Genomic DNA, 24,476 nt, shown 5'->3' on the forward strand with positions numbered 1-24,476 from the left:
GTTTATTATTTTGAGAATAAATGAAAAATTATACTTTAAGGGTTCAGGAAGTTCGTAGAGAAACGGCTGACACTGTAACTTTATGTTTTAAACAACCAGGTCTTAAAAAAATTAAGTATTTGGCAGGTCAATATTTAACACTTCAATTTAGAATAAATGGTCGAAGGTATATTAGACCATATTCATTCTCATCGGCACCTATAATTGATGCTACACTCAATGTGACAATTAAACGCGTACCAGGTGGTATAGTTTCAAATTACATTAATGATACTATAAAAGTGGATGATGTAATTGAAGTTCAGGAACCCTTTGGAGATTTTATATATGAATCAAATGAATCAAATGAATCAATCATTTTTTGGGGCGTCGGTAGCGGGATAACTCCTCTTTTTTCAATAATTAAAGATTTATTAAATAATAAACCTTTAATTCATATCTATCTGGTTTATGGTAATAAATCTAATTCATCTGTAATTTTTAAAGATCAATTAGATCAATTGAAATCAATATATCCTAATCGATTTAAAATTTATAATTTTTACTCAAGAGAAGAATTCTTTGAGGAAGATTCTCATAATTATCAGGGTAGAATTGATTCCAATTTTGTAGAAAATTTAGTAAATAATATCAACGGTCCAATTCGACACTATATATGTGGCCCTATTGGTCTTAAAAATATTGTGAAAGAGGCATTAATAAGTCTTGGACAAAATTTACATAATGTTCACTCAGAAGATTTTGAATTAATTAAGAATCCAGAAGATTTTAAAGATATTAAAAATCAAGAAGTCTTTTTAAATTTCCAAGGAATTAAAAATAAGATAGTTATCAATAGCGGTAATTCTATATTAGAAGAAGCTTTGGAAGCAGGATTAGAATTGCCTTATTCCTGCCAAACAGGAAATTGCAGTACCTGTAAGGCAACTGTTAGATCTGGACAATTAAAGATGATTGGATTAGATAAGCCTAGAACGGATCTAAAAGAGAATGAATTCTTACTTTGCTGTAGCTATCCTTTGACTGATAATGTTTATATAGAAATATAAAATAAAAAAAATATAATAAAATGAAAGTAGTAATTTTTGCAGGTGGTTTTGGAACTCGCCTTATGGAAGAAACGGAGGCAAGACCTAAACCAATGGTAGAAATTGGTGGAAAACCTATTTTATGGCATATTTTAAAAATGTTTGAACAACATGGCTATAATGAGTTTGTTATATGTTTAGGTTATAAAGCTACTTATATAAAAGAATATTTCTATAATTATTATTTACATAATTCGGATGTAACTATTGAATTAGCAAATAATAACATAAATGTTCATTACTCAGAAACAGAATCGTTTAAAGTAACTTTGATTGACACTGGATTATATACAAACACAGCTGGAAGACTTAAACGTATTCAAAAATACGTTAAGGATGAGACTTTTATGCTTACCTATGGCGATGGTGTTGCTGATGTTGATTTAGCACAATTACTTAAATTTCATAAATCACATGGTAGACTGGCTACTTTAACAAGTGTACAGGTTCCTGGTCGTTTTGGCAATTTGGAAATTAATTCGCAAGGGGAAGTAGATAGTTTTGTAGAAAAACCAGCTGGTGATGGAATGTGGATCAATGGAGGTTTTTTTGTTTTAGAACCGGGGATATTTAAATATCTTGAAGGAGATGTTGAAGATGTTCAATGGGAAAAAGAACCTCTAGGAGCGATTGCTCAAGATCAACAACTAGCAGCTTACAAGCATGATGGATTTTGGAAGTGTATGGATGCTTTAAGAGATAGAGTTGAATTAGAAGCAATGTGGAGTTCAGGAAATGCAAAGTGGAAAACATGGTAGATTCGTTATTTCAAAAATTAAAGCAGTCTTACAGTGGAAAAAAAATTTTTCTAACAGGTCATACTGGATTTAAGGGTTCTTGGATGCTAAAAACACTGTCTCTGTTAGGGGCAGATATAAAAGGATATGCATTAGAACCAAATACTAAAGACGACTTATTTCATCTTATAGATGGAAATTCGATTTGCGATTCAGTTATAGCTGATTTAACGGATAAAAAACGCTTAGAGAAAGAAATTCTTGATTTTCAGCCTGATTTCGTTTTTCATTTAGCAGCTCAGCCTTTAGTTCGATTATCGTATGATATTCCTGCGGAAACATTTGAAGTTAATGTTATTGGTACAGCGAATGTTCTTGATGGCATTCGTTTATTAAAAAATAAATGTGAAGTAATACTTATCACTACAGATAAAGTGTATTATAATAATGAATGGGTTTATCCTTATCGTGAAAACGATAGATTAGGTGGATATGATCCCTACAGTGCTAGTAAAGCTTGTGCAGAATTATTAATCGATTCGTATCGTAATTCTTTTTTCAATGGTAAAACTTACAGTATCCATAAAAAAGCAATTGCCGTTGCAAGAGCCGGTAATGTAATTGGTGGTGGAGATTGGTCAAAAGACCGTTTAATTCCTGACATAGCAAAAGCATTTGCAGTTGAAAAACCAGTAGTTATACGAAATCCAAATTCAATAAGACCCTGGCAACATGTTTTAGAGCCAGTTATTGGATATTTGTTGTTAGGTGCTAATTTAGCTGAAAAACCGTTACTGTTTAATCAAGCCTATAATTTTGGACCTTATTTATCTGACGCATTATCAGTTAAAGAAATGTTAAAATTAGCAATTAACAGTTGGGGGAAAGGTGAATATATTATTGAGAATGTTGAAAATCAACCACATGAAGCCGGGCTATTGAAATTGGATATAAGCAAATCAATTTCAGAGCTGAAATGGCAGCCAAAGATGAATGCAGAAAAAGCAGTAAGTATGACAATGGATTGGTATAGTGAATTTAATAATAATTTACATTCTATAAATTCTTATACAGAATCTCAAATTACTAGATTTATCAATGCATAGAGTTTTAATTACTGGTATTACAGGTTTTTTAGGTTCTCATATTGCTGAAAATCTTATTGCTAATGATTTTACTGTAATAGGTTTGAAACGTAAAGATTCTGATATCTGGAGATGTGCAGAATTTAAGGATAAAATAGATTGGGTTGATATTGATGATGAAGGATTGTTTGCAAATCAATTGAAAAAATATTCATTTGATACAATTATTCATGGAGCATGGATTGGGGTTGAATCAGATACTAGAAATAGTTGGATTGAACAATGTAAAAATGTTTTTTTTTTTGTTACATTATTGGAAATAGCAAAAGAAATTGGCGTTAAGAAGATTATTTTTTTAGGATCACAGTCAGAATACGGACTGATTAATGATATAGTTAAGGAGGATTTTCCTGTAAATGCTTTAAACGCTTATGCAGCGACTAAATTAGCCTGTTTGCAAATCATGGAAAGTTTTTGTTCTGTAAATGATATTAATTGGGTTTGGTTGAGATTATTTTCATTATTTGGAGAAAAGGAAAATTTAAATTGGCTAATACCTTCATTGGTTAATTCAATGTTAAAAGAACGGGCAATGGATCTTACTCTTGGTGAACAAAAATATGCATATTTATATGTTAAAGATTATGCAGAAATCATGAGAAAGATAGTTACTATGGAAGTAAAATCTGGAGTTTATAATATATCCTCCAATCAAGCCAGAACAATTAAGTCATTAATTGAAAATATAAAGGAATATATTAATCCAGAATTTATTTTGAATTTTGGAGCTTTAAATTATAGAGACGGACAGTCAATGCATATAGAAGGCGATATTGAAAAGATTATTTCTCAAATTGGAAAAATTGAATTTTCAAATTTTGATTCTGCTTTACAAAACACTTTAAATTATTATAAAAATAAATAAAATATCATGAAAGCTTCTGATTTTATTGCTGAATTTTTGATGAAAAAAGGAATTAAAAGTGTTTTTGAATTGTCAGGAGGAATGATAACTCATATACTCGATTCATTAAATCAAAAAACTGATATTAATATTATTACAATGCATCATGAACAAGGTGCCGCTTTTGCTGCTGAGGGTTATGCTAGGATTACAGGTTTGCCCGGTATAGCATTAGCAACATCAGGACCAGGTGCTACAAATTTATTAACAGGTATAGGGAGCTGTTATTTTGATTCTACTCCTGCAATTTTTATTACAGGTCAAGTTAATAGACACGAACTAAAGGGTGATAGAGAAATCAGACAATTGGGTTTTCAGGAAACAGATATTGTTACAATGGCCAGACCAATAACGAAAGCTTGTTTTCATATAAACGATCCAAATGATTTACCAAATGTATTTGAAAAAGCTTTTAAAATTTCTTTAGAAGGGAGACCAGGCCCTGTTCTTATTGATATTCCTATGGATGTTCAGCGTATTCAAATAGAGAATAATTCCTTTATTGATGATAGTGTTAAACCCTTAGAAATTAACGCTGATATTTTAGAAAAATTAATTGAAGATATTAAAAAAGCTAAAAGGCCTCTTATATTATCTGGAAGGGGGATTAAAGCTAGTACAAGCCAGGACTTGTTTGAGGATTTTGTTAGAAAAACTAAAATTCCTGTGATTACAACACTTTTAGGATTAGATACTATAACTTATGATAATGCACAACGAGTTGGTTTTATAGGAAGTTACGGAAATAGATGGGCAAATATCGCTTTTGGAGAATGTGACTTGTTAATTGTCTTAGGAAGTAGATTAGATATAAGACAAACGGGAGCAGATACTAAATTTATTGAAAACAGAAAAATATATCATATTGACTGCGAAAGAGGGGAAGTCAATAATCGTGTGAAAGGATGTGAGGCGATTATAACAGATTTATCTATCTTCTTTCAAGAGTTTGACAAAGCTGTATCTAATATTTCTTTTGTTTTAAAAGAGGAATGGAATAATCAGATTAATAATTTAAAAATTACTTGGCCAGATAGTAAGGAACTTGATGCTAAAGGCATAAATCCAAATGTTTTTATGCATTTATTATCTAACAAGTCTAGGAAGGCAAAAGCATATTTAGCAGATGTTGGAAGCCATCAAATGTGGGCAGCACAATCATTAGAACTTTATCATGATCAGCAATTTTTGACCTCAGGGGGAATGGGAGCAATGGGATTTTCATTGCCAGCCGGAATTGGAGCAAGTATTGCTCTGAATAAAGAACCCGTTGTTGTTTTAGTGGGAGATGGCTGTATGCAAATCAATATCCAAGAATTGCAAACGATTGTTCGTAATAAACTCCCGGTAAAAATTATTGTTTTGAATAATAGAACTTTAGGAATGATTAGGCAATTTCAGGATAGTTATTTTGAATCTCGTTATCAATCTACATATTGGGGTTATGATGCTCCTGATTTCGCTAAGGTAGCTATTGCTTACGGAATTGAATCGAAAACTATTGAAAAACCAGAAGAAATTGAAGATGCAATTGATTGGTTTTGGAATGTAGAGAATGAAGACAAACCACAATTATTGCAAGTTATGATTGACCCTCATACAAATACTTATCCAAAAATTGCTTTTGGGCGGCCAATTACTGAAATGGAACCTTTTGCTAAACCGATAGCAATGGAAGCTACATAAAAATAAATAAAATTACTGTTAAAGATAAATTCATATGTTACAAAACTTAAAAGAAGATTCTCTCCTAAATAGTTTAAGAGAAATAGCAAAAAAGAAATCTACACAAGTTATCATTGCTGGAGAAAATTACATTCCTGTTACAGGAAAAGTATTAGATGAAGAGGATATTTTAATGGGAGTAGATGCCGCTCTTGATGGTTGGTTAACAGCTGGGCGTTTTGCTAATAAATTCGAGGCAGATTTTGCAGCATATTTTGGAGCTCATCGATCATTATTGGTTAACTCTGGATCTTCAGCAAATTTAGTAGCTTTTTATGCTTTAACTTCTCCAAAATTAGGAGACAGAGCAATTAAGCCTGGCGATGAGGTGATTACAGTTGCAGCAGGTTTTCCTACTACTGTGAATCCAATAATTCAGTTTGGTGCAATTCCTGTTTTTATTGATGTAGATATTGCTACACATAATGTAAAAGCAGATATGATTGAAGCGGCTGTTACTACTAAAACAAAAGCGATCATGATTGCACACTCTTTAGGTAACCCTTTCGATCTGGATGAAGTAATGCGTGTTGCTAAAAAATATAATCTTTGGGTAGTAGAGGATGATTGTGATTCTCTTGGAGCTACTTATAAAGGAAAAAAAACGGGAACGTTTGGTGACATCGCTACCTTTTCTTTCTATCCGGCACATCATATCACAATGGGTGAAGGAGGTGCAGTTTTAATAAATAATCCGATTTTGTCAAAATTGGCTGAAAGCTTCCGTGACTGGGGTCGTGATTGCTATTGTGAGCCAGGAAAAGATGACACTTGTGGTTGTCGTTTTGGACAACAATTAGGTACATTACCTTATGGTTATGACCATAAATACACTTATTCGCATATTGGGTTTAATCTAAAAGTAACTGATATGCAAGCTGCTTTTGGAGTTTCGCAAATAAAGAAAATTGACCAGTTTGTACAACGTCGTAAAGAAAATTATGCCGCACTATACAAACGTATGAAAGAATTTGAAGAAGTTTTTATACTTCCTGAACCAACTCCAAATTCAGAACCATCGTGGTTTGGTTTTTTACTAACACTTAGAGAAGGAGATGCAAATGACCGCCACATGTTAGTGCAGCATTTAGAAAAAAATAAAATTGGAACACGATTGCTGTTTGGTGGAAATTTATTAAGACAACCTGCTTATGCTAATATCGAGCATCGAGTAGTTGGTGATTTATCTAATACGGATACAATTATGAATCAATCTTTTTGGCTAGGCGTATGGCCTGGTCTAAATGAAAGTCACTACGATTATATCGCTACAGTCATTAGAAATTATATTGAAAGCGAGTAATAAATTTTCATTTTTAGCATAAAATAAATTTTAGAATTTAGAAATTTTGATTCACTACTTCTGTTTTATTTACTCAATTTTTCTCTAGATTAAAGGATCTTAAATTTTTTAAATGAAAATATTATTTGCAGGTTTAAAATATGATTATGGAATCATATCACGTGGAGAATCACTAGAAAGCAAGGCCTTTGTTCCAAGCCTTGCCAATATTTCTAGTGATTTTTATGTATTTTGGTTAGAAGAAAATGGTTTTCCTAACGACATTGACTCTTTGCAAGGGTGTTTAAAAGAATATGCAGACGAAGTAGAGCCAGATTTTATATTCTTTGTATTAATGAATAATGAGATTTCAATTGATACATTATCATATTTGAGCGGTAGATACACAACTATAAATTGGTTTTGTGATGATGCGTGGAGATTTGAAGATTTTACAAAAAAAATAATGTTTCATTTGTCATATGCTGTAACAACAGAGAAATATATTCTAAGTAATTATAAAGATAATAATTATGATAATGTAATATTATCTCAATGGGCAGCAATTGACTATGATCAAAATTTAGATCCAAAAAATGTTCAGTATAAATATGATTTTTCATTTATTGGTGGCAGGAATCCAACAAGATCTTGGATTATAGATCAATTAAAAAAAAATGATATTATTGTAAATTGTTTTGGCTCAGGTTGGGAAAATGGACGTATTAGCTTTGATGAAATGAACGATATTTTTTATCATTCAAAGATTAACTTAAATCTTTCTAATAGTAATTCAACCGAAATACAATTTTTAAAAGTTATTTTAAAGAATTTACTTATTTCTTTTTTTCAGGTTTTTAGTAAAAACTTGAAAAAATATTTTTTTGACCTAAAATCAAATTTAAAAGATTTAAGGTTTTATTTCACATCCAAAAAAGTTTCTGAACAAATGAAAGCGAGGAATTTTGAAATACCTTCTTCCGGAGGATTTCAACTAAGTCAATATTCATTAGGAATTGAAGATTATTATGAAATTGGAAGTGAAATTGCCGTGTATACAAGTGTTCAAGAATTAATAAAACAATGTAAGTATTATATAGAAAACGATAAATTACGGAGAGAAATTTGTACTAAGGGATATCTTAGAAGTATGGAACACACCTATAATAAGCGTATGGAAATAATTTTTGATAATTTAATGAAATAATGAACAATATAAATGTCTCAGTAATAATTGATTCTTTTTATCAAAATAATCAATTATTTAATGAAAATAATACTCAAGTAAATAGAGATGATTGTTTTAGACCTTGGATTGAACTTAAGAAAAGTTTAGAACAAGATAAAATTTTCTTAAATACAGTTGATATTATGCCAATCAAAGATGCAGATATAATTTTATTTATGAATATGCCGACTTTGAATGATGTCAATTTTAAAGAAGCATTGTCTCTTAAGAAGAAAATATATTGCGTGGTTACCGAATTAGATTTAATCCATAAACCAAATTCAAATATAAATCAGATGGGATTATTTGATAAAATTTTCACTTATCAAACAAATTTGATCGATAATAAAAAATTTTTTAAAATTAATTATTCTTTTGATTTTAAAAAACAAATTTTGGAATTTGATCAGTCACATATGGTTTCCAGATCCTATTTCTCTACAATGATTGCAGGTAATAAAAAATTAAAACATGATAATGAACTTTATTCAAAAAGAGTTGAAATTATAAAATGGTTTGAATCAAACCACACAAATCAATTTGATCTATATGGATTAGGATGGAATAAAAGAAGAATATTTAACAGGTATGTTCTTAACTATAGTAATCTAGGATTTATAGGTAAGCTGCTATCGGATTATTATATAACATATAAAGGTTCAGTTGAAAAAAAATCTGATGTTCTTAAAAAATATAAATTTTCTTTTTGTCTTGAAAATGCAATAGATACTGAGGGTTGGATTACGGAAAAAATTTTTGACTCTCTTTTTAATGGGTGTATTCCTATATACCTTGGAGCCTCAGAAATTGAAACCTTTATTGATAAATCATGTTTTGTAAATTTGAGGGATTTTGAGTCTTTTGAAGAATTGTATGATTTTTTAACAAATATGGATAAAGAAACTTATAATAATTATTTGTCAAATATTAAAAAGTTTATTGAGCGAAAAGCAGAAGATAACGAATACGAATTTGGAATTCCTTACTTTATAAAAACAATTAAAAATCAAATCATTGAATCTAATAAAATTAATTAATTTTTCTAGATTGTTATTCAGTTATAAATAAATAAACATTGAAAAAAACAGTTATAAATATTTTTTCGGGTGCAGTTGGATATATTTTACCTATTGGGATAAACATCTTATTTACACCAATAATAATAAAAAATTTAGGTAGTGAAGCTTATGGATTACAAAGTTTAGTTAATGTTATTATTGGTTTTTTAATGGTTGCTGATATGGGGCTGGATATTCCAGTAACTAAGCTTGTTTCTGAATATTCGGTGTTAAAAAATCCTAAAATGCTAAATAAGTTATTGAATACAACTTTACAAGTTTATCTGGCAATAGGTTGTCTAGGAGCAATTATTATTCTTATTTTAACACCATTTCTAGTTGATGGGGTTTTTAATATACCCCCTTCTATGCATCAGCACGCTAAGTTTGTTTTTTACTTAGCTGCATTAGGTTTTATTGGCGGACTTTTAAATATGTGGGGGCAATCTGTTTTTAATGGAATATTAAGATATGATATTTCTAATTCTATTAATGTTGTTGTCACAATTGTTTCAATATTAGTTGGGACTTTTTTTGTAATTAAGGGGTACGGGGTTGTTGTTTACGTTTTTGTTAGAGTTTTGTTTACATTTTTGTCAGGTATCGTTTATCTTGTAACGAGCAAATATTTTCTGGAAGATTTTAAAATTTCCTTGGGAATTGATAAAGATATTTGGCTCAATCTTAAAAATCAAGTAGGTTACGGTTTTTTTCTGCGTTTGTCAGGGATTTTAACTTCACGTTTTGATCAGGCTTTAATTGGTGTATGGATCGGGGTAGCGGCCGTAGGCTATTATTCAATCGCAATATTGATTGTTGGTTCTATCAGTGGTCTTATAAATAGTATGACACATTTTATATTTCCAAAGATGAGTCAACTAAATGCATCAGGGAGTATGGAAAAATTAGAGGAATTATTTTTGACTGGTTCTAAATTCGTTGGTATTTTAGTTTTTTTTATTATTCCTCCTATAATTTTAGTTTCTAATCAAGTTCTGACTATTTGGCTTGGAAAAAATATTGCGAATCAGGCTTATAAAGTCTTAATTTTATTATTTATTGCTGCTATAATTCAGTCAATATTTGTTGCGGTTGTAAATAATTATATCATTGGGATAGGTAAATTAAAATTATTTGCTAAGTATACGTTGGTGCGTAGTTGTTTTTTTTTATTATTGTGTTTTTTACTTATAAAGAAGTTTAGTTTATTGGGTGCAGGTTATGCTATGATTATTACTACATTGGTAGATATTGGATTTTTTATATCAACTGTTTCGAAAAATTTTGAAAAAAGTATTATTATCAGTTTATTTATTTATTATTCCAAATTAATATTAATTTCATTTTTGACGTGTCTTTTTTGTTGGTTTTTCTACGTGAAAAAGATTGATAATTTTAGTACGCTTTTTATTTATGCATCTATTTTTAGCAGTATTTTCATTATTCTAACTGTTTTATTTAGATTATTCAATAGTGAAGAAGTAAAATTGTTTAAAAGTTTAAGAGACAGATTACTTATTAGAATTCCATTTTTAAATCGGTAGAAATTTCATTTGGTTGATTTTGTCACAGATTCATTTATTTTGATGTAGAAATTCAAAAACAATAATTCTATGATTACTTATCTGTATTATAATTCAAACATTTTCATTATATAATTTATCCTTGACCTATCTTTCGATAGTAAACTCTGTTCTTAAAAAATGTTACAAATTTACATACTTACGCATAATCGTCCCGATTTATTAGTTTATTCTATAGACTCTATCTTGAAACAGGTAGTTAAAAATTGTCAATACGAACTTATCGTTTCTGATAATTCTACTAATGAAGATACGGAGAAACTTATTGGGAATAATTATGCTTTAATTAGTCACTTGCATTATCGAAAACGATCTCCAATGACTTCAATAGAACATTTTAATATAGTATTGTCTGAAATAACGGGTGATTTTTTTATGATGTTTCATGATGATGATACAATGTTTTCTAACATGATCGAAACGCTATATAATACCATAAGTAGTGATGAAAAATTATTAGCAGTTGGTAGTAATGCAAAGCTGGTTAGGAATGGAAAAGTTTTAAGAGACTATTTTAATAAATCGGTTGATCTGGTTATTAATAGCGTGGATGAATTAATTTTAGCACATTTTAATTACTATAGTGCACCATTTCCTTCCTATATTTATCGAAATAATGTAGCAAAAAATATAAAATTAGACATTAAAAAGGGCGGAAAGTACTGTGATGTCTCTTTTCTTTTAGATATTGCTGCAAAAGGTCCAATTAAAATAATTGCAGAACCTCTTATGAATTATGTTTTACATAAAGGTCAAGATAGTGCATCTTATGTTGCCGAACAACAGTGTAAAATGATTCAGTACATGATTAAAGTTTCGTCATTTACAAAACATTCATCATTAATAATGAGGGTGCGATTGGTTAATTTATATGTTAGAGTTCTTCAATCAAAGAGGCCTATCTCATGTCGAAGATGGAGAAAAATTCAAGGTATTTTTTTTAAATTTTCTCCCTTTACACTTTTTCCGAGGATAGTCATCAAACGTATTTTAAAATTGTCATGATTCAAGAAAATCCATGAAAAAGCAAAATTATTATTTTGGATACCAAACGGGATCCGTTAATGAAGGAGGAATGGCTAGAAATAATGCTTTTATGTGTTATTTCGAAAAAAAAAAATTCAAAGTTTATAATTTATATCATAAAAGTATATTTATAAGATTATTTAAGCTTTTAATGGTTTTAGGATTGTTCCTAAAGCTTAAAAAGAAAAAGATCGTAATCCATCAAGGAACGTTATTATTAATGTTTCCAATAGTGTTTTTTAGATATAGTTTTTTTTCAAAACTTGTGTTTGCTTTGCTTCAATATGTTTCAAAACAAAACAAGTTTATTATTGAGGTTAATGATTTGCCTTATGAGCAATCCATAGATTTAGGATTACCAGTGAATCATATTTACAAATTTTTTCAAGAACGACTATTTTCTCTTAAGGAAGCTAATTTCATTTTTGCATCTAATGAAATGAAGAAATTTATTCAAAAGGAATATAATTTAGCAGAGCATAAAATCCAGACAGTTATAAATGGTGGTCCTGAGCTTATTAAATCAAATTTTAAAAGAGATTGTCTTGATTGGTTGCAATCGGAAAATTTAAAGTATGTTTATGCAGGCACCTTAAATGAAGGTCGTGATATTGAAGCAATGATAAATTTATTTTTTAATATTCCAGATTCTTTACTTATTTTAATTGGACCTCAGGGAGAGTGGATTAATAAAATTAAATTAAGTGATAACGTTAAGTATTTAGGTGATTTTCAGGAGAATGAAGCTCATTATTTAGTTTCTAAATGTGATGTTGGTCTGGTTCCATATGATGAAAGCAAGTTTTATTATAATTTATGTTATTCTACAAAAGTATCATTTTATATTACTGCCGGGATTCCTATTCTTTCAACACGACTAAAAGAAATGGTTTTTATATTCAAGAATAAGGAAATGATTATATTTGACACTATTTCTAAATGGGAAAATATAATACAATCATTAACAAAAGAACATATTTTTACTATGAAGAAAAATGTTATAATTGAAAAGCAAAATTATTATTGGGAAGCCTTACTTAATAGGCTCCAAATTTAATTTATGTAATCTTACAATTGTACGATGTTAAAAAATGCTGTTTTATATTTATTTGTTAGTAAAACAATACTACTTTATGATATTTAATTTGCATGAATTTTTACAAGGGTCTTTACCAATTTATTAACGTTTAAAATAATAGCTATTTCGAAATATGTTAAATTATATTTCGTGCAAAATAGATGTATAATCTTCTTTTAAACATCTATTTTCTTAGTGTACTAAAATAATGTATTTCTACTATTTAATTTTCGCTTTATTTGTTCTGTTTTCGCTTATTACAGATACGAAAACAAAAAAAAGTTTTTTTGTTTTTAGTACATTCTTATTGATAGTCATAGCTGCATTTAGAGGAGATAATGTTGATAGAGACTATCTAACTTATATTTCTTATTTAAAAGATTTAGATAATTTATCTTTAATTCAGCTTGAGCCCACATTTTTCATTATAGCCCACATTTCATTGTTGCTGGGAAGTTCTGTAATTTTATTTATAATTTATGCTATTGTTGGGGTTTCAATTAAAGCCAAGGCTATTACAAATCTTACTCAATTCTGGTTTTTATCATTAATTATTTATTTTTCGTATTATTTTTTGCTACATGAAATGACTCAGGTAAGAGTTGGTGTTAGTGCGGGAATTTTACTTTTGGCAGTGCCGGATATTTATAATAGAAAATTGACTCCTTTTCTTTTAAAGGTATTGATTGGTTGTTTATTTCACTATTCAATGATAGTGTTTCTTCCTTTTTATTTTTTGGGAGGAACCAAAATCAATAAAATATTTTATTTAGGAGGAATTATTTTTGTTTATGTATTTTATTTCCTTGGGTTAAATGTTTTTTCAATATTAAGTTTAATTCCACTTGGCTTTCTTCAAGTTAAAATCGACTCATATCAAATATTAATGGATCAAGATAAAAATGTTGAGATTAACGTAATCAATATTTTAATGATTTTAAGAGTATTTTATATGATTATTTTGATTTATAAACAAGAATTACTTCAAAGCATTAATGTTTATTCGACGGTTCTAATTAAGATATATAGTTGGTCACTTTTTTGTTTAGTTCTGCTGGCAAGTATGCCAGTAATGGCTTTTAGAGTAAATCAATTGTTATGTATTGTTGAAATTATACTCTGGCCATTTATGATATATTTGTTTAGAGAAAAATACCTTATGACATCAATTGTATTATTAGTTGCTTTAGGTATGTTATCAATAGAACTGTTTTACAATGGATTAATTTCCGCTTATTTTAATTTATAATGTTTAGTCCATTTTTCAATCAAATATTACCAATTGTAATAATTTACAATCAAAAGATTAAAACATCAGATACTATCTTAACTCTAAATTCTGAACTTCAGAAATTAAACATTAGGATGACGATTTTTATATATGATAATTCACAAATTTTAGACATAGATAATAAAGTAGATAGATTTGAAAATCTTGACATTATTTATCATCATGATAAGGATAATGGAGGATTAAGTGCAGGCTATAATATGGGAGCTAAATTAGCTACAGAATTAAAAAAAACTTGGATTCTTTTATTAGACCAGGATACAACATTTAAAAATTTATTGGAATCTTTTAATTTCAATATCCAGAGATATCCTAATATACATTTGTTTGCTCCAATTGTTAAATTAAATAATAATGTAATTTTTTCTCCAAGTATTGTAAAACACAAGAGAGGATACCCTCCAAAAACAATTTCTCCAGGAATATATAGTCTGAATAATTTTTCACCTATTAATAGTGGAATGCTGATCGCTTTAAAATTATTTTATGAGGTTGGAGGATATAATGAAAAAATCAAAGTTGATTTTTGTGATTTTCAATTTATAGAAAAGGTATATGTTAAAAATCCCTTATTTGTTGTTGTTGATTCTGTTGCTATACAGGATTTTTCTGCGTTTGAACCTTCCGTTGAAAAACAATTAAAAAGATTCAATATTTATCTAAATGACGTTCATAATTGTTATAAACCAAGTATATATGATAAATTTGGATTTTTTTACACTGTTACACGACATACTTTAGGTCTGACTTACAAACTTAAAAGTCATAAATTTATAATTATTTATATCAAGAAATACCTATTTTATTAAATGCAGATTATACAGCCTAGAATTACAGTTTGTCTAGCTTCATATAATGGTGAAAAATTCATTAAAGAACAGATTGAGTCAATATTAATTCAATTACAAAAAGATGATGAATTAATAATATCTGATGATGGTTCTGTTGATAACACTATTGATGTAATTAAGTCAATAAAGGATTCCAGAATAAAACTATTGGCAGGTAATAGTTTCAGAGATCCAATAAAAAATTTTCAAAATTGCTTACAATATGCTGCGGGTGAGTATATTTTCCTTTCTGATCAAGATGATGTCTGGATAGAAAAAAAGTGTGATAAAATAGTTGATCTTTTGAAGAATTATGAACTAGTTGTTACTGATTCAATGATTGTAGATGAGACTTTAAATATATTAGAACCGTCATTTTTTAAATTTTTTGGATCAGGAAAAGGCATATTAAAAAATGTAGTAAAAAGTTCATATTATGGTTCATGTATGGCTTTTCGAAAAAGTTTACTAGATAAAAGTTTGCCATTTCCTAATACTAAAGAAATTGGACATGATTTATGGATTGGTCTAGTAGCGGAGATGACCGGAAGCGTGCTTTTTTATGATGAACCATTGATATTATATAGAAGGCATACATTAGCTTTTACTGTTACAGGAATGAGTAAGAGTAAAAGAAGTATTTTGAAGAAAATTAAGGGAAGAATAATAATGTTTCGAGAAATAACTCGATTTTTAATTAAATATAGATGGAAAAAGGATTAGTGTCAATTATAACTCCAATGTACAATGGGGAACGTTTTGTTGGAGATACTATAAATTCAGTTTTAAATCAGACATACTCTAATTGGGAAATTATAGTTATAGATGATGGATCAAAAGATAACGGACCAGAAAAAGTAAAGAAATTTGCTGATCAAGATAATCGAATTAGTATTTTTAGCCAAGCTAATGGAGGTTCAGCAGCAGCTAGAAATAATGGTATTAGAAGAGCAAAAGGACAGTATATTGCATTATTAGATGCTGATGATACATGGAATTCAGATTTTTTGGAAAAGCAAATTAAATTAATGAATGACAAAAATGCTCTTTTGGTTTATTCTTCACATACGAGAATCGACGAACATTCAAAGGAAATATTGACACCTTTTATAGTTCCAGAAAAAATAAATTATAATGATCTTTTAAAATCTTGTTATATCTCTTGTTTGACTGGCTTATATGATACTTCAGTATATGGAAAGATATATTTGAGAGAGGACATGAAAAGTTTGCGTGACGATTATGTGTATTGGTTAGAAATAATGAAGAAAGTAAAAATAGCTTATGGTAATAAAGAGGTTATAGCAAATTATAGAATACTAAATTCTTCTGCCAGCCGCAAAAAAAATAAAGTTATTATTCCTCATTTTAAGGTTCTGTATAAAGTAGAAAAGTTAGGGTTGATTAAAAGCTTGTATTATCTTGGTAATTGGGCATTCATTAGTTATTTTAAATATAGAAAATGAAAAAAGAATATGATTTCTTAATTGTTGGTGCAGGACTTTATGGAGCCATTTTTGCTCATGAAGCGACTAAAAGAGGTAAGCGCTGTTTGGTTATTGATAAACGTGATCACATTGCGGGTAATATTTTTTGCGAGAATATTGAAGGCATTAACGTTCATAAATATGGGGCACATATTTTTCATACAAGTAATAAAGTAATTTGGGATTATGTTAATTCCTTTGTTGAATTTAATAGGTATACAAATTCGCCTGTAGCAAATTATAAAGGAGAATTATATAATCTTCCTTTTAATATGAATACATTTTATCAATTATGGAAAGTTAAAACGCCTATTGAAGCAAAAGCAAAGATAGATGAGCAAGTTGCTTTAACGGGGATAACTGATCCACAAAATTTGGAGGAGCAGGCATTATCTTTAGTAGGTTCTGATATTTATTACAAATTAATTAAAGATTATACAGAGAAACAATGGGGACGTAAGGCTACTGAACTACCGTCTTTTATTATTAAAAGATTACCAGTTAGATTTACCTTTGATAATAACTATTTTAACGATAACTATCAGGGTATACCAATTGGAGGATATACTAAAATTATTGAAAAGATGCTTGTCGGTATTGATGTAAGACTAGGTTTAGATTATTTTACAGATAAAGAGAACCTTAATAGTTTGGCAGAGACTATTGTTTATACAGGTATGATTGATCAGTATTTTGATTATAAATTTGGGACTTTAGAGTACAGAAGTTTGAAATTTGAAAATGAAATTCATGATTGTGAAAATTATCAAGGAAATGCAGTAGTAAATTATACGGATTCAGATACACCATATACAAGAATAATAGAGCATAAACATTTTGAATTTGGTACTCAGGAAAAGACAGTTATAACAAAAGAATATTCGCAAGAATGGACAAAAAAAGATGAGCCTTACTATCCTGTTAATGATGACAAAAACGATCAATTATTTAAAAAATATAAAGATCTGGCTAAAAAAGAATCAAATGTAATTTTTGGAGGAAGACTAGCTGATTATAAATATTATGACATGCATCATGTTGTTGGTATTGCATTGAAAAAAATTGGAGAAATATTCAAAGATAAAACTTTAGAAAATCTATAATGGAAGTATCTATTACTGGAGCTTCAGGTTTTGTTGGACGCAATCTTATTAATAGCTTAAAGGATGATAATGAGATTAATTTAATGAAAGTTAGGTATTATCCAAATCAAACGTTTCATTTTAAGGGAGATTCGGTTATTCATTTAGCAGGTAAAGCACATGATCTAAAAAAAGTTTCACAACCAATAGATTATTATGAGGCAAATTTTGAGTTAACAAAACAGTTGTTTGATTCTTTTTTAACTTCGAAGTGCTCTACTTTTATATTTATGAGTACAGTAAAAGCAGTAGCAGATGAAGTTAAAGGTGTTTTGACTGAAGAGTTTATTCCTAATCCTAAAACTCATTATGGGATAGCTAAACATCAAGCAGAAGAGTACATCTTATCCCATAATATACCAATTGGCAAAAGGGTTTATATATTAAGACCATGTATGATTCATGGGCCTGAGAATAAAGGAAATCTAAACTTACTTTATCATTTGGTAATAAAAGGATTTCCATGGCCATTAGGAGCTTTCGAAAATCAGCGTTCTTTCTTAAGCGTAGAAAATCTATGCTTTGTGATTCAGGAATTGTTAGAAAATGAAAATATACCTTCAGGTATTTATCATTTGGCAGATGATGGATCATTATCGACAAATGAATTAATTGGACTACTTGCATTAAGCTTAGAGAAAAAAAGCAACATTTGGAAAGTACCGATTTCGTGGATTAAAGTATTCTCTAAAGTTGGGGATTTTTTACATTTGCCTTTAAATTCAGAAAGGTTAGAAAAGCTTACAGAAAATTATGTAGTAAGTAATCAAAAAATAGTTAAAGCTTTAGGTAAATCGTTTCCGATTTCAGTTGAGAATGGATTACTAAAAACGTTTAAAACGTTTAGAAATTAACATAAATAACAAAAATGAAAATAGCACTTATAACAGGGATTACAGGCCAAGATGGGGCATATTTGGCTGATTTATTATTAAAAAAAGGATATGAAGTTCACGGTATTAAACGCCGTAGTTCACTATTTAATACAGATCGTATTGATCATTTATACCAAGATCCTCATGAAGAAAATGTACGCTTCAAATTGCATTATGGAGATTTGAGTGATTCAACTAACTTAATCCGTATTATACAAGAAGTGCAACCAGATGAAATCTATAATCTTGGAGCAATGAGTCATGTAAAGGTGAGTTTTGATACTCCGGAATATACTGCTAACGCAGATGGGATTGGTACGCTCCGCTTGTTAGAGGCAATGCGTATTTTAAATCTTACAAAGAAAACCAAGATATATCAAGCTTCAACCTCGGAGTTATATGGATTAGTTCAGGCTGTTCCACAATCTGAAACTACACCTTTTTATCCTCGTTCTCCTTATGCTGTTGCTAAAATGTATGCATATTGGATTACAGTAAATTATAGAGAAGCATATGGCATGTTTGCATGCAACGGGATTTTATTCAATCATGAAAGTCCTTTAAGAGGAGAAACTTTTGTTACTCGTAAAATTACGAGAGCAGTTTCTAAAATGGCATTGGGATTACAAGATAATTTGTTTTTAGGAAATCTAGATGCAAGACGAGATTGGGGACATGCTAAGGATTATGTTGAAGCAATGTGGCTAATATTACAACAAGAAGAGCCTGAAGATTATGTTATTGCTACCGGAGTTACAACAACAGTTCGTGATTTTGTGAGAATGTCATTTTCAGAAGTAGGTATTGCTATTGAATTTAGAGGAGAAGGAGTAAATGAAAAAGGATATATTGTTAGCTGCTCAAATCCAGACTATCAAATAGAGGTAGGTAAAGAAGTGGTAGTTATAGATCCAAAATATTTCCGTCCAACAGAAGTCGATTTGTTAATTGGTGATCCAACTAAATCAAATAGTAAGTTAGGTTGGAAACCTAAGTATGATTTACCTATGCTGGTAAAAGAGATGATGGCTTCAGATGTAGAGAATTTTCAAAAAGAAAAAATGTTAAAAGCGGCGGGATATCGAGTTAAAAATCAATTTGAATAAAAATCAAAATTAGTTGTAGATTTTTTTAATGATGTTATAAATATATTGAAAGAATGAAAAAAAATGATAAAATATTTCTAACAGGTCATAGAGGAATGTTAGGGAGTACTACTCAAAAGTTATTAATTGAAAAGGGGTATACTAATATTATTACTAAAACGCATAAAGAGTTAGATTTAACTAATCAAAATGATGTAGAAGAATTCTTTAAAACTGAAAAGCCACAATTTGTAATACATATAGCAGCAAAAGTAGGAGGGATAAAAGCAAACATAGATAATCCAGCTATATTTTTATATGATAATTTAATTATGCAAGCGAATGTAATTAATTCATCCTATAAAAATGGAGTTGAAAAATTTGTTTTTATTGCTAGTTCATGTATTTATCCTAAAGATAGCCCACAACCAATGAAAGAGGAATATCTTTTAGATGGTAAATTAGAGCCTACAAATGAAGGTTATGCTATTGGGAAAATAGCAGGGATAAAATTATTAGAAACATATAATAAACAATATGGTTTTAATGGAATAAGTTTAATTCCGAGTAACTTATATGGACCAAATGATACGTTTGACTTAAATCATGCCCATGTTTTGTCGTCTCTTGTGAAAAAAATTGTTGATGCAAAAGATAATTTAGATCCATCAATTACATTATGGGGAACTGGGATTGCAAGACGAGAATTTTTACATGTCGAAGATTTCTCAAAAGCGGTTATTCATTTTTTTGAAAATTATAATTCTCCATATTATATTAATGTAGGTCCGGGAGAAGATATAAGCATAAGTGAATTAGCAAAACTCATTGTAAAAAAAGTTGGATTTGAAGGAGATATCTTGTGGGATGAAACAAAACCAAATGGCATGTTAAGAAAGTGTATGGATGTCACAAATATGCAGAATGAAAATTTTATGCCAAAAATAAGTTTAGAAGAAGGAATTGATCAAGTAATAATAAGTTATAAAAAGCAAAAAAATGAACATACCATTAATGCGAAAAGCATTTCTTAAAGAAGAAGAAACTAAAAAAGCACTGTCAGAATTTATATTAAATGCAGACAGATTAAGTATGGATATTGAATGTAAAAAATTTGAGAATAAATTTGCATTATATCAAAAGTGTAAGCATGCGATTCTATTTAATAGTGGGGGTAGCGCGAATTTAGCAATGCTTCAGGCGTTAAAGAATTTAGGTAAATTAAAAGATGGTGACAAAGTTGGTTTTTCTGCATTGACATGGTCAACTAATACGATGCCAATAATTCAATTAGGGATGATTCCTGTAGCCTTAGATTGTCAGCCAGATACTTTAAACACAATGTCATCTCATTTGTTAGAAAGACTAAAAAGCACAGATTTACAAGCTCTTTTCATTACTAATATTTTAGGTTTTACAGGAGATATAGATGTAATTAGAGAAATTTGTAACGAAAAAAATATTGTTTTAATTGAGGATAATTGTGAGTCTTTAGGGACAGAATTGCCACAAGGGAAAGCCGGTAATTTTGGTATAGGGGCAAGTTTTTCATTTTTCGTAGCCCACCACATGTCTACTATAGAAGGTGGGATGGTTTGTACGGATGATGATGATTTTGCAGAAATGTTAACAATTGTTCGAGCAAATGGTTGGGATAGAAATTTAACAAATGATCAGCAAAAGAAGTGGAGAAGCAAATTTAATATTGAATCTGAATTTCAAGCTAAATATACATTTTATGATTTAGGCTATAATTTTAGACCTACAGAGATTACAGGATTTTTAGGACAGTATCAAATGGAATTTCTTGAAGAAAATATTAAAAAAAGAGAGCAAAATTATTTAAGGATTGAAAAAATTATTAAAGAAAATGATGATTTTGTCTACTTGAAGCATGATCATATTTTAACATTATCTACGTTTGCGTTTCCTCTCGTTTGTAAAACTCCTGAATTAAGAGAAGAATACCTTAATAAATTTACTGCTGCTGGTGTAGAAATCAGGCCAATGATAGCTGGAAATATGCAAGAACAGCCATTTTATAAAAAATACGTTAGTGACTTATATGAAATGCCTGGAGCTGATATGATGCATTCTAATGGGTTTTATTGTGGAAACTATCCGGAGTTATTAGAAGAAGATTTGGTTGTTTTTGAGAGTTTATTGAGGAAATAAAATAAAATTATTTTCCCATATAGTTGTTCCGATGTTCCTTTTGTATTAAAAGAATTAATAATTTCCAATAGTAATTAATAAATGTTTTTTAAAGATTAGGAATATCGGAATGTATAAAAAAGTAATAAATAAAATACAGGTATATTCAGCCCAGGAAGGATTAGAAAAAACAATAAAAAGCTTTATAAAATAAATAATGCAATACACAATACTCGGAATTGTTTTAATGATAATAATGTTACTTTATTTTATAGTAGCAAATAGATTTAACATCATTGATAAGCCTAACGAAAGAAGCTCACATACAGAAATTACCTTAAGAGGTGGCGGGATTATTTTTTGGTTTGCCGCTCTACTTTATTTTATTCAAAACATTCAGAGCAATTATTTTTTCTTTACAGGAATAACATTGGTTAGTTTGGTTAGTTTTTGGGATGATATTCAAAGCTTGTCTAATAAGATTAGAATATCAATTCATTTTCTTGCGATTACTTTGATATTTTATGATTTAGGAGTTTTTAATTTAATACCATTATACGGGGTTATCATCACTTATATTCTAGCCATTGGTTTAATTAATGCGTACAACTTTATGGATGGTATTAATGGTATAACAGGATTATATACTCTGGCTGTTATGGGATCATTGCTATACGTAAATAAAAATATTCAGTTTTTTATTGATGCTGTTTTTATAAAGTATGCGATGATTGCCAGTTTAGTTTTTTTATTTTTCAATTACAGAAAAAAAGCTAAATGTTTTGCCGGAGACATTGGTAGTATAGCAATTGCCTTTTGGGTAATTTATTTATTTTTAAAGCTAATATTAGTAACAAATTCAGTTGTTTGGCTTTTATTTTTAGCGATTTATGGGGTCGATGCGATTTTTACTATTTTGCATAGATTATACCTCAAGCAAAATATTTTTGAAGCGCATCGTTTGCATTTTTATCAGGTTTTAAGTAATGAATATAAAATCGAACATAGGTTAGTTGCTTTGTATTATGCAATATTTCAAATATTAGTTTCGAGCTTGGTTGTGTTTTTATACCAAAAAGTTCAGGATGCATTGTTGTTTGTAATTATAATTACACCTTTACTTCTGATATATTGCAGTAAGTTTTATTTGTTAAAGAAAAGAAACTTAAACTCATGATTCCTAAAGTAATTATGGGAGGAAATTTTTCTGATCATCGCGGAATTATATCATACGTAAATGATTTTAGTTTTAAGGATATAGAGAGATTTTATATCATAAGTAATTCTGATGATTATCCAATTCGTGCTTGGCAGGGGCACAAATTAGATTCGAAAAATTTTTATTGTTTGAATGGTTCTTTCAAAATTCATTTTGTAAAAATTGATAATTGGGAAAATCCATCGAGGGATTTAAGAATAGAGACCGTTTTCGTTTCCACTTTAGAGAGTAAAATTGTTCATATTCCTGCGGGATATGCAAATGCAATTGAATCACTTGAAAAAGATTCAAAATTAATTTCATTTTCGACTTTACCACTTTCGAATGTTAGGGAAGATGATGTTCGATATGATTCGAATTATTGGAATATTAATGGATAAGAAAAGGATTTTTTTGTCATTATCTGAGCAAAGTGGTTTTGAACAACAATATATTCAAAAAGCACTTGATTCTAGCTGGATTACTTCTGGTGGACCTAATGTGGATGATTTCGAAAAAGAGCTGAAAAATTATATTAAAGACAGTTCGTTTGTTACCGCTCTAAATTCTGGAACCTCTTCGATTCACTTAGCACTAATTTTGTTGGGAGTTCAGCAAGGTGATGAAGTAATCTGTCAGAGCCTGACATTTTCAGCTTCGGCTAATCCAATTTTATATCAGGGAGCAATTCCCGTTTTTGTAGATAGTGAGTTAGATACCTGGAATATTTGTCCGGAAAATTTAGAAATTGCGATTAAAGACAGGATTAAAAAAGGTAAAAACCCAAAAGCAATTATTGCCGTTCATCTTTATGGGAATCCTTATAAAGTAGATGAAATCCATGCTGTTGCGGATCGATATGGTATTCCAATTATAGAAGATAGCGCAGAAGCTTTAGGGAGTTCTTATAAAGGCAAGAAATGTGGGACTTTTGGAGATTTTGGAATTTTTTCATTTAACGGAAATAAAATCATTACAACTTCAAGTGGTGGTGCTTTAGTTACAAGTTCAAAAAGAATAAAAGATCAGGCTATTTTTTATGCCACACAATCTAAAGATAGTGCTGTGCATTATCAACATAGCCAAATAGGTTACAATTTTAGAATGAGTAATATTTGTGCAGGCGTTGGATTGGGGCAAATAAAAATTCTTGATAAAAATGTAAATTCAAGAAGAGAAATTCACAATTTTTACAAAGAAATTTTTAGCGATATTAAAGACGTTAAACTCCTTGAAACCATAAATGAAGATTACTTTTCTAATTATTGGTTGAGTACAATTTTAATAGAGCCCAATGTATCAGAGAAAAGAGATAGGGAAAGTTTAAGACTCGCTTTTGAAAATGAAAATATAGAAAGCCGCCCACTTTGGAAACCAATGCATCTACAGCCAATTTTTGAGCATTATCCTTATTATGGAAATGAAGTTGCTGAAAAGTTATTTGAAAAAGGTTTATGTTTGCCGTCTGGATCAAATCTTACAAATGAAGATAAAAATAAAATAAAAGAGGTTATTAGAACTTTTTTTAATTAAGATAAAAAATAAAGAATATTATATTTT

23 protein-coding genes are annotated in these 24,476 nt (G+C 29.3%); all 23 read left to right on the forward strand.

Annotated features, from left to right (window positions below):
• Positions 1-20: 20 nt before the first annotated feature.
• The 23 genes from B0A64_RS04815 to B0A64_RS04925 all read left to right on the forward strand — a co-directional run bounded on the left by B0A64_RS04815 (position 21) and on the right by B0A64_RS04925 (position 24,449).
• On the forward strand, positions 21-1,049 hold the full coding sequence (locus B0A64_RS04815; RefSeq protein ID WP_089478391.1) for a ferredoxin--NADP reductase: 1,029 nt from the start codon (positions 21-23) through the stop codon (positions 1,047-1,049).
• Between the two features lie 20 nt (positions 1,050-1,069).
• Complete coding sequence (rfbF, locus tag B0A64_RS04820) at positions 1,070-1,846, forward strand: glucose-1-phosphate cytidylyltransferase (protein ID WP_089478392.1); 777 nt, start codon at positions 1,070-1,072, stop codon at positions 1,844-1,846.
• A complete protein-coding gene (gene rfbG / locus B0A64_RS04825) occupies positions 1,840-2,931 on the forward strand; it encodes a CDP-glucose 4,6-dehydratase (protein ID WP_089478542.1) in 1,092 nt (363 codons plus the stop codon). Before rfbF ends, rfbG begins: the two co-directional genes overlap by 7 nt.
• A complete protein-coding gene (locus tag B0A64_RS04830; protein ID WP_089478393.1) occupies positions 2,924-3,835 on the forward strand; it encodes an NAD-dependent epimerase/dehydratase family protein in 912 nt (303 codons plus the stop codon). Before rfbG ends, B0A64_RS04830 begins: the two co-directional genes overlap by 8 nt.
• Before the next feature lie 6 nt (positions 3,836-3,841).
• Complete coding sequence (locus B0A64_RS04835; protein WP_089478394.1) at positions 3,842-5,560, forward strand: thiamine pyrophosphate-binding protein; 1,719 nt, start codon at positions 3,842-3,844, stop codon at positions 5,558-5,560.
• 34 nt (positions 5,561-5,594) lie between these two features.
• Positions 5,595-6,902, forward strand: a complete 1,308-nt coding sequence (gene rfbH, locus B0A64_RS04840; protein ID WP_089478395.1) for a lipopolysaccharide biosynthesis protein RfbH — start codon at positions 5,595-5,597, stop codon at positions 6,900-6,902.
• A gap of 112 nt (positions 6,903-7,014) precedes the next feature.
• On the forward strand, positions 7,015-8,088 hold the full coding sequence (locus B0A64_RS04845; protein ID WP_089478396.1) for a CgeB family protein: 1,074 nt from the start codon (positions 7,015-7,017) through the stop codon (positions 8,086-8,088).
• The gene (locus B0A64_RS04850) at positions 8,088-9,146 is read left to right on the forward strand and encodes a glycosyltransferase family 10 domain-containing protein (protein ID WP_089478397.1); all 1,059 of its coding nucleotides are present in this window, start codon (positions 8,088-8,090) and stop codon (positions 9,144-9,146) included. Before B0A64_RS04845 ends, B0A64_RS04850 begins: the two co-directional genes overlap by 1 nt.
• Positions 9,147-9,184: 38 nt before the next feature.
• Positions 9,185-10,711: a lipopolysaccharide biosynthesis protein gene (locus B0A64_RS04855; RefSeq protein ID WP_089478398.1), complete on the forward strand. Its 1,527-nt coding sequence runs from the start codon at positions 9,185-9,187 to the stop codon at positions 10,709-10,711.
• Positions 10,712-10,870: 159 nt separating this feature from the next.
• Positions 10,871-11,755 (forward strand): glycosyltransferase family A protein, encoded by an 885-nt coding sequence (locus tag B0A64_RS04860; protein WP_089478399.1) that lies wholly within the window; start codon positions 10,871-10,873, stop codon positions 11,753-11,755.
• Between the two features lie 13 nt (positions 11,756-11,768).
• Positions 11,769-12,833 (forward strand): glycosyltransferase family protein, encoded by a 1,065-nt coding sequence (locus tag B0A64_RS04865; protein WP_089478400.1) that lies wholly within the window; start codon positions 11,769-11,771, stop codon positions 12,831-12,833.
• 229 nt (positions 12,834-13,062) lie between these two features.
• On the forward strand, positions 13,063-14,103 hold the full coding sequence (locus tag B0A64_RS04870; RefSeq protein ID WP_089478401.1) for an EpsG family protein: 1,041 nt from the start codon (positions 13,063-13,065) through the stop codon (positions 14,101-14,103).
• A 116-nt stretch (positions 14,104-14,219) separates the two neighbouring features.
• Positions 14,220-14,954: a glycosyltransferase family protein gene (locus tag B0A64_RS04875; protein WP_244285348.1), complete on the forward strand. Its 735-nt coding sequence runs from the start codon at positions 14,220-14,222 to the stop codon at positions 14,952-14,954.
• Positions 14,955-15,698, forward strand: coding sequence for a glycosyltransferase family 2 protein (locus B0A64_RS04880; RefSeq protein ID WP_244285349.1), 744 nt, complete (start codon positions 14,955-14,957; stop codon positions 15,696-15,698).
• Entirely contained in the window at positions 15,683-16,441 is a 759-nt protein-coding gene (locus tag B0A64_RS04885; RefSeq protein ID WP_089478403.1) for a glycosyltransferase family 2 protein, read from the forward strand. Before B0A64_RS04880 ends, B0A64_RS04885 begins: the two co-directional genes overlap by 16 nt.
• Positions 16,438-17,565, forward strand: a complete 1,128-nt coding sequence (gene glf / locus B0A64_RS04890; protein ID WP_089478404.1) for a UDP-galactopyranose mutase — start codon at positions 16,438-16,440, stop codon at positions 17,563-17,565. Before B0A64_RS04885 ends, glf begins: the two co-directional genes overlap by 4 nt.
• Positions 17,565-18,458 carry an NAD-dependent epimerase/dehydratase family protein gene (locus tag B0A64_RS04895; protein WP_208863514.1) on the forward strand — a complete coding sequence of 298 codons (894 nt, stop codon included), beginning with the start codon at positions 17,565-17,567 and terminating at the stop codon, positions 18,456-18,458. Before glf ends, B0A64_RS04895 begins: the two co-directional genes overlap by 1 nt.
• Positions 18,459-18,472: 14 nt before the next feature.
• Positions 18,473-19,585: a GDP-mannose 4,6-dehydratase gene (gmd, locus tag B0A64_RS04900; RefSeq protein WP_089478406.1), complete on the forward strand. Its 1,113-nt coding sequence runs from the start codon at positions 18,473-18,475 to the stop codon at positions 19,583-19,585.
• 53 nt (positions 19,586-19,638) lie between these two features.
• Positions 19,639-20,598, forward strand: coding sequence for a GDP-L-fucose synthase family protein (locus B0A64_RS04905; protein WP_089478407.1), 960 nt, complete (start codon positions 19,639-19,641; stop codon positions 20,596-20,598).
• The gene (locus B0A64_RS04910; protein WP_244285350.1) at positions 20,564-21,739 is read left to right on the forward strand and encodes a DegT/DnrJ/EryC1/StrS family aminotransferase; all 1,176 of its coding nucleotides are present in this window, start codon (positions 20,564-20,566) and stop codon (positions 21,737-21,739) included. The genes B0A64_RS04905 and B0A64_RS04910 overlap by 35 nt, the downstream gene beginning before the upstream one ends.
• Before the next feature lie 196 nt (positions 21,740-21,935).
• Entirely contained in the window at positions 21,936-22,895 is a 960-nt protein-coding gene (locus tag B0A64_RS04915) for an MraY family glycosyltransferase (protein ID WP_089478408.1), read from the forward strand.
• Positions 22,892-23,317: a cupin domain-containing protein gene (locus B0A64_RS04920; RefSeq protein WP_089478409.1), complete on the forward strand. Its 426-nt coding sequence runs from the start codon at positions 22,892-22,894 to the stop codon at positions 23,315-23,317. Before B0A64_RS04915 ends, B0A64_RS04920 begins: the two co-directional genes overlap by 4 nt.
• Positions 23,310-24,449: a DegT/DnrJ/EryC1/StrS family aminotransferase gene (locus B0A64_RS04925; protein ID WP_089478545.1), complete on the forward strand. Its 1,140-nt coding sequence runs from the start codon at positions 23,310-23,312 to the stop codon at positions 24,447-24,449. Before B0A64_RS04920 ends, B0A64_RS04925 begins: the two co-directional genes overlap by 8 nt.
• Positions 24,450-24,476: the final 27 nt, after the last annotated feature.

Origin of the sequence: Flavobacterium araucananum (assembly GCF_002222055.1) — a bacterium.
In the GTDB taxonomy this organism is placed as follows: domain Bacteria; phylum Bacteroidota; class Bacteroidia; order Flavobacteriales; family Flavobacteriaceae; genus Flavobacterium; species Flavobacterium araucananum.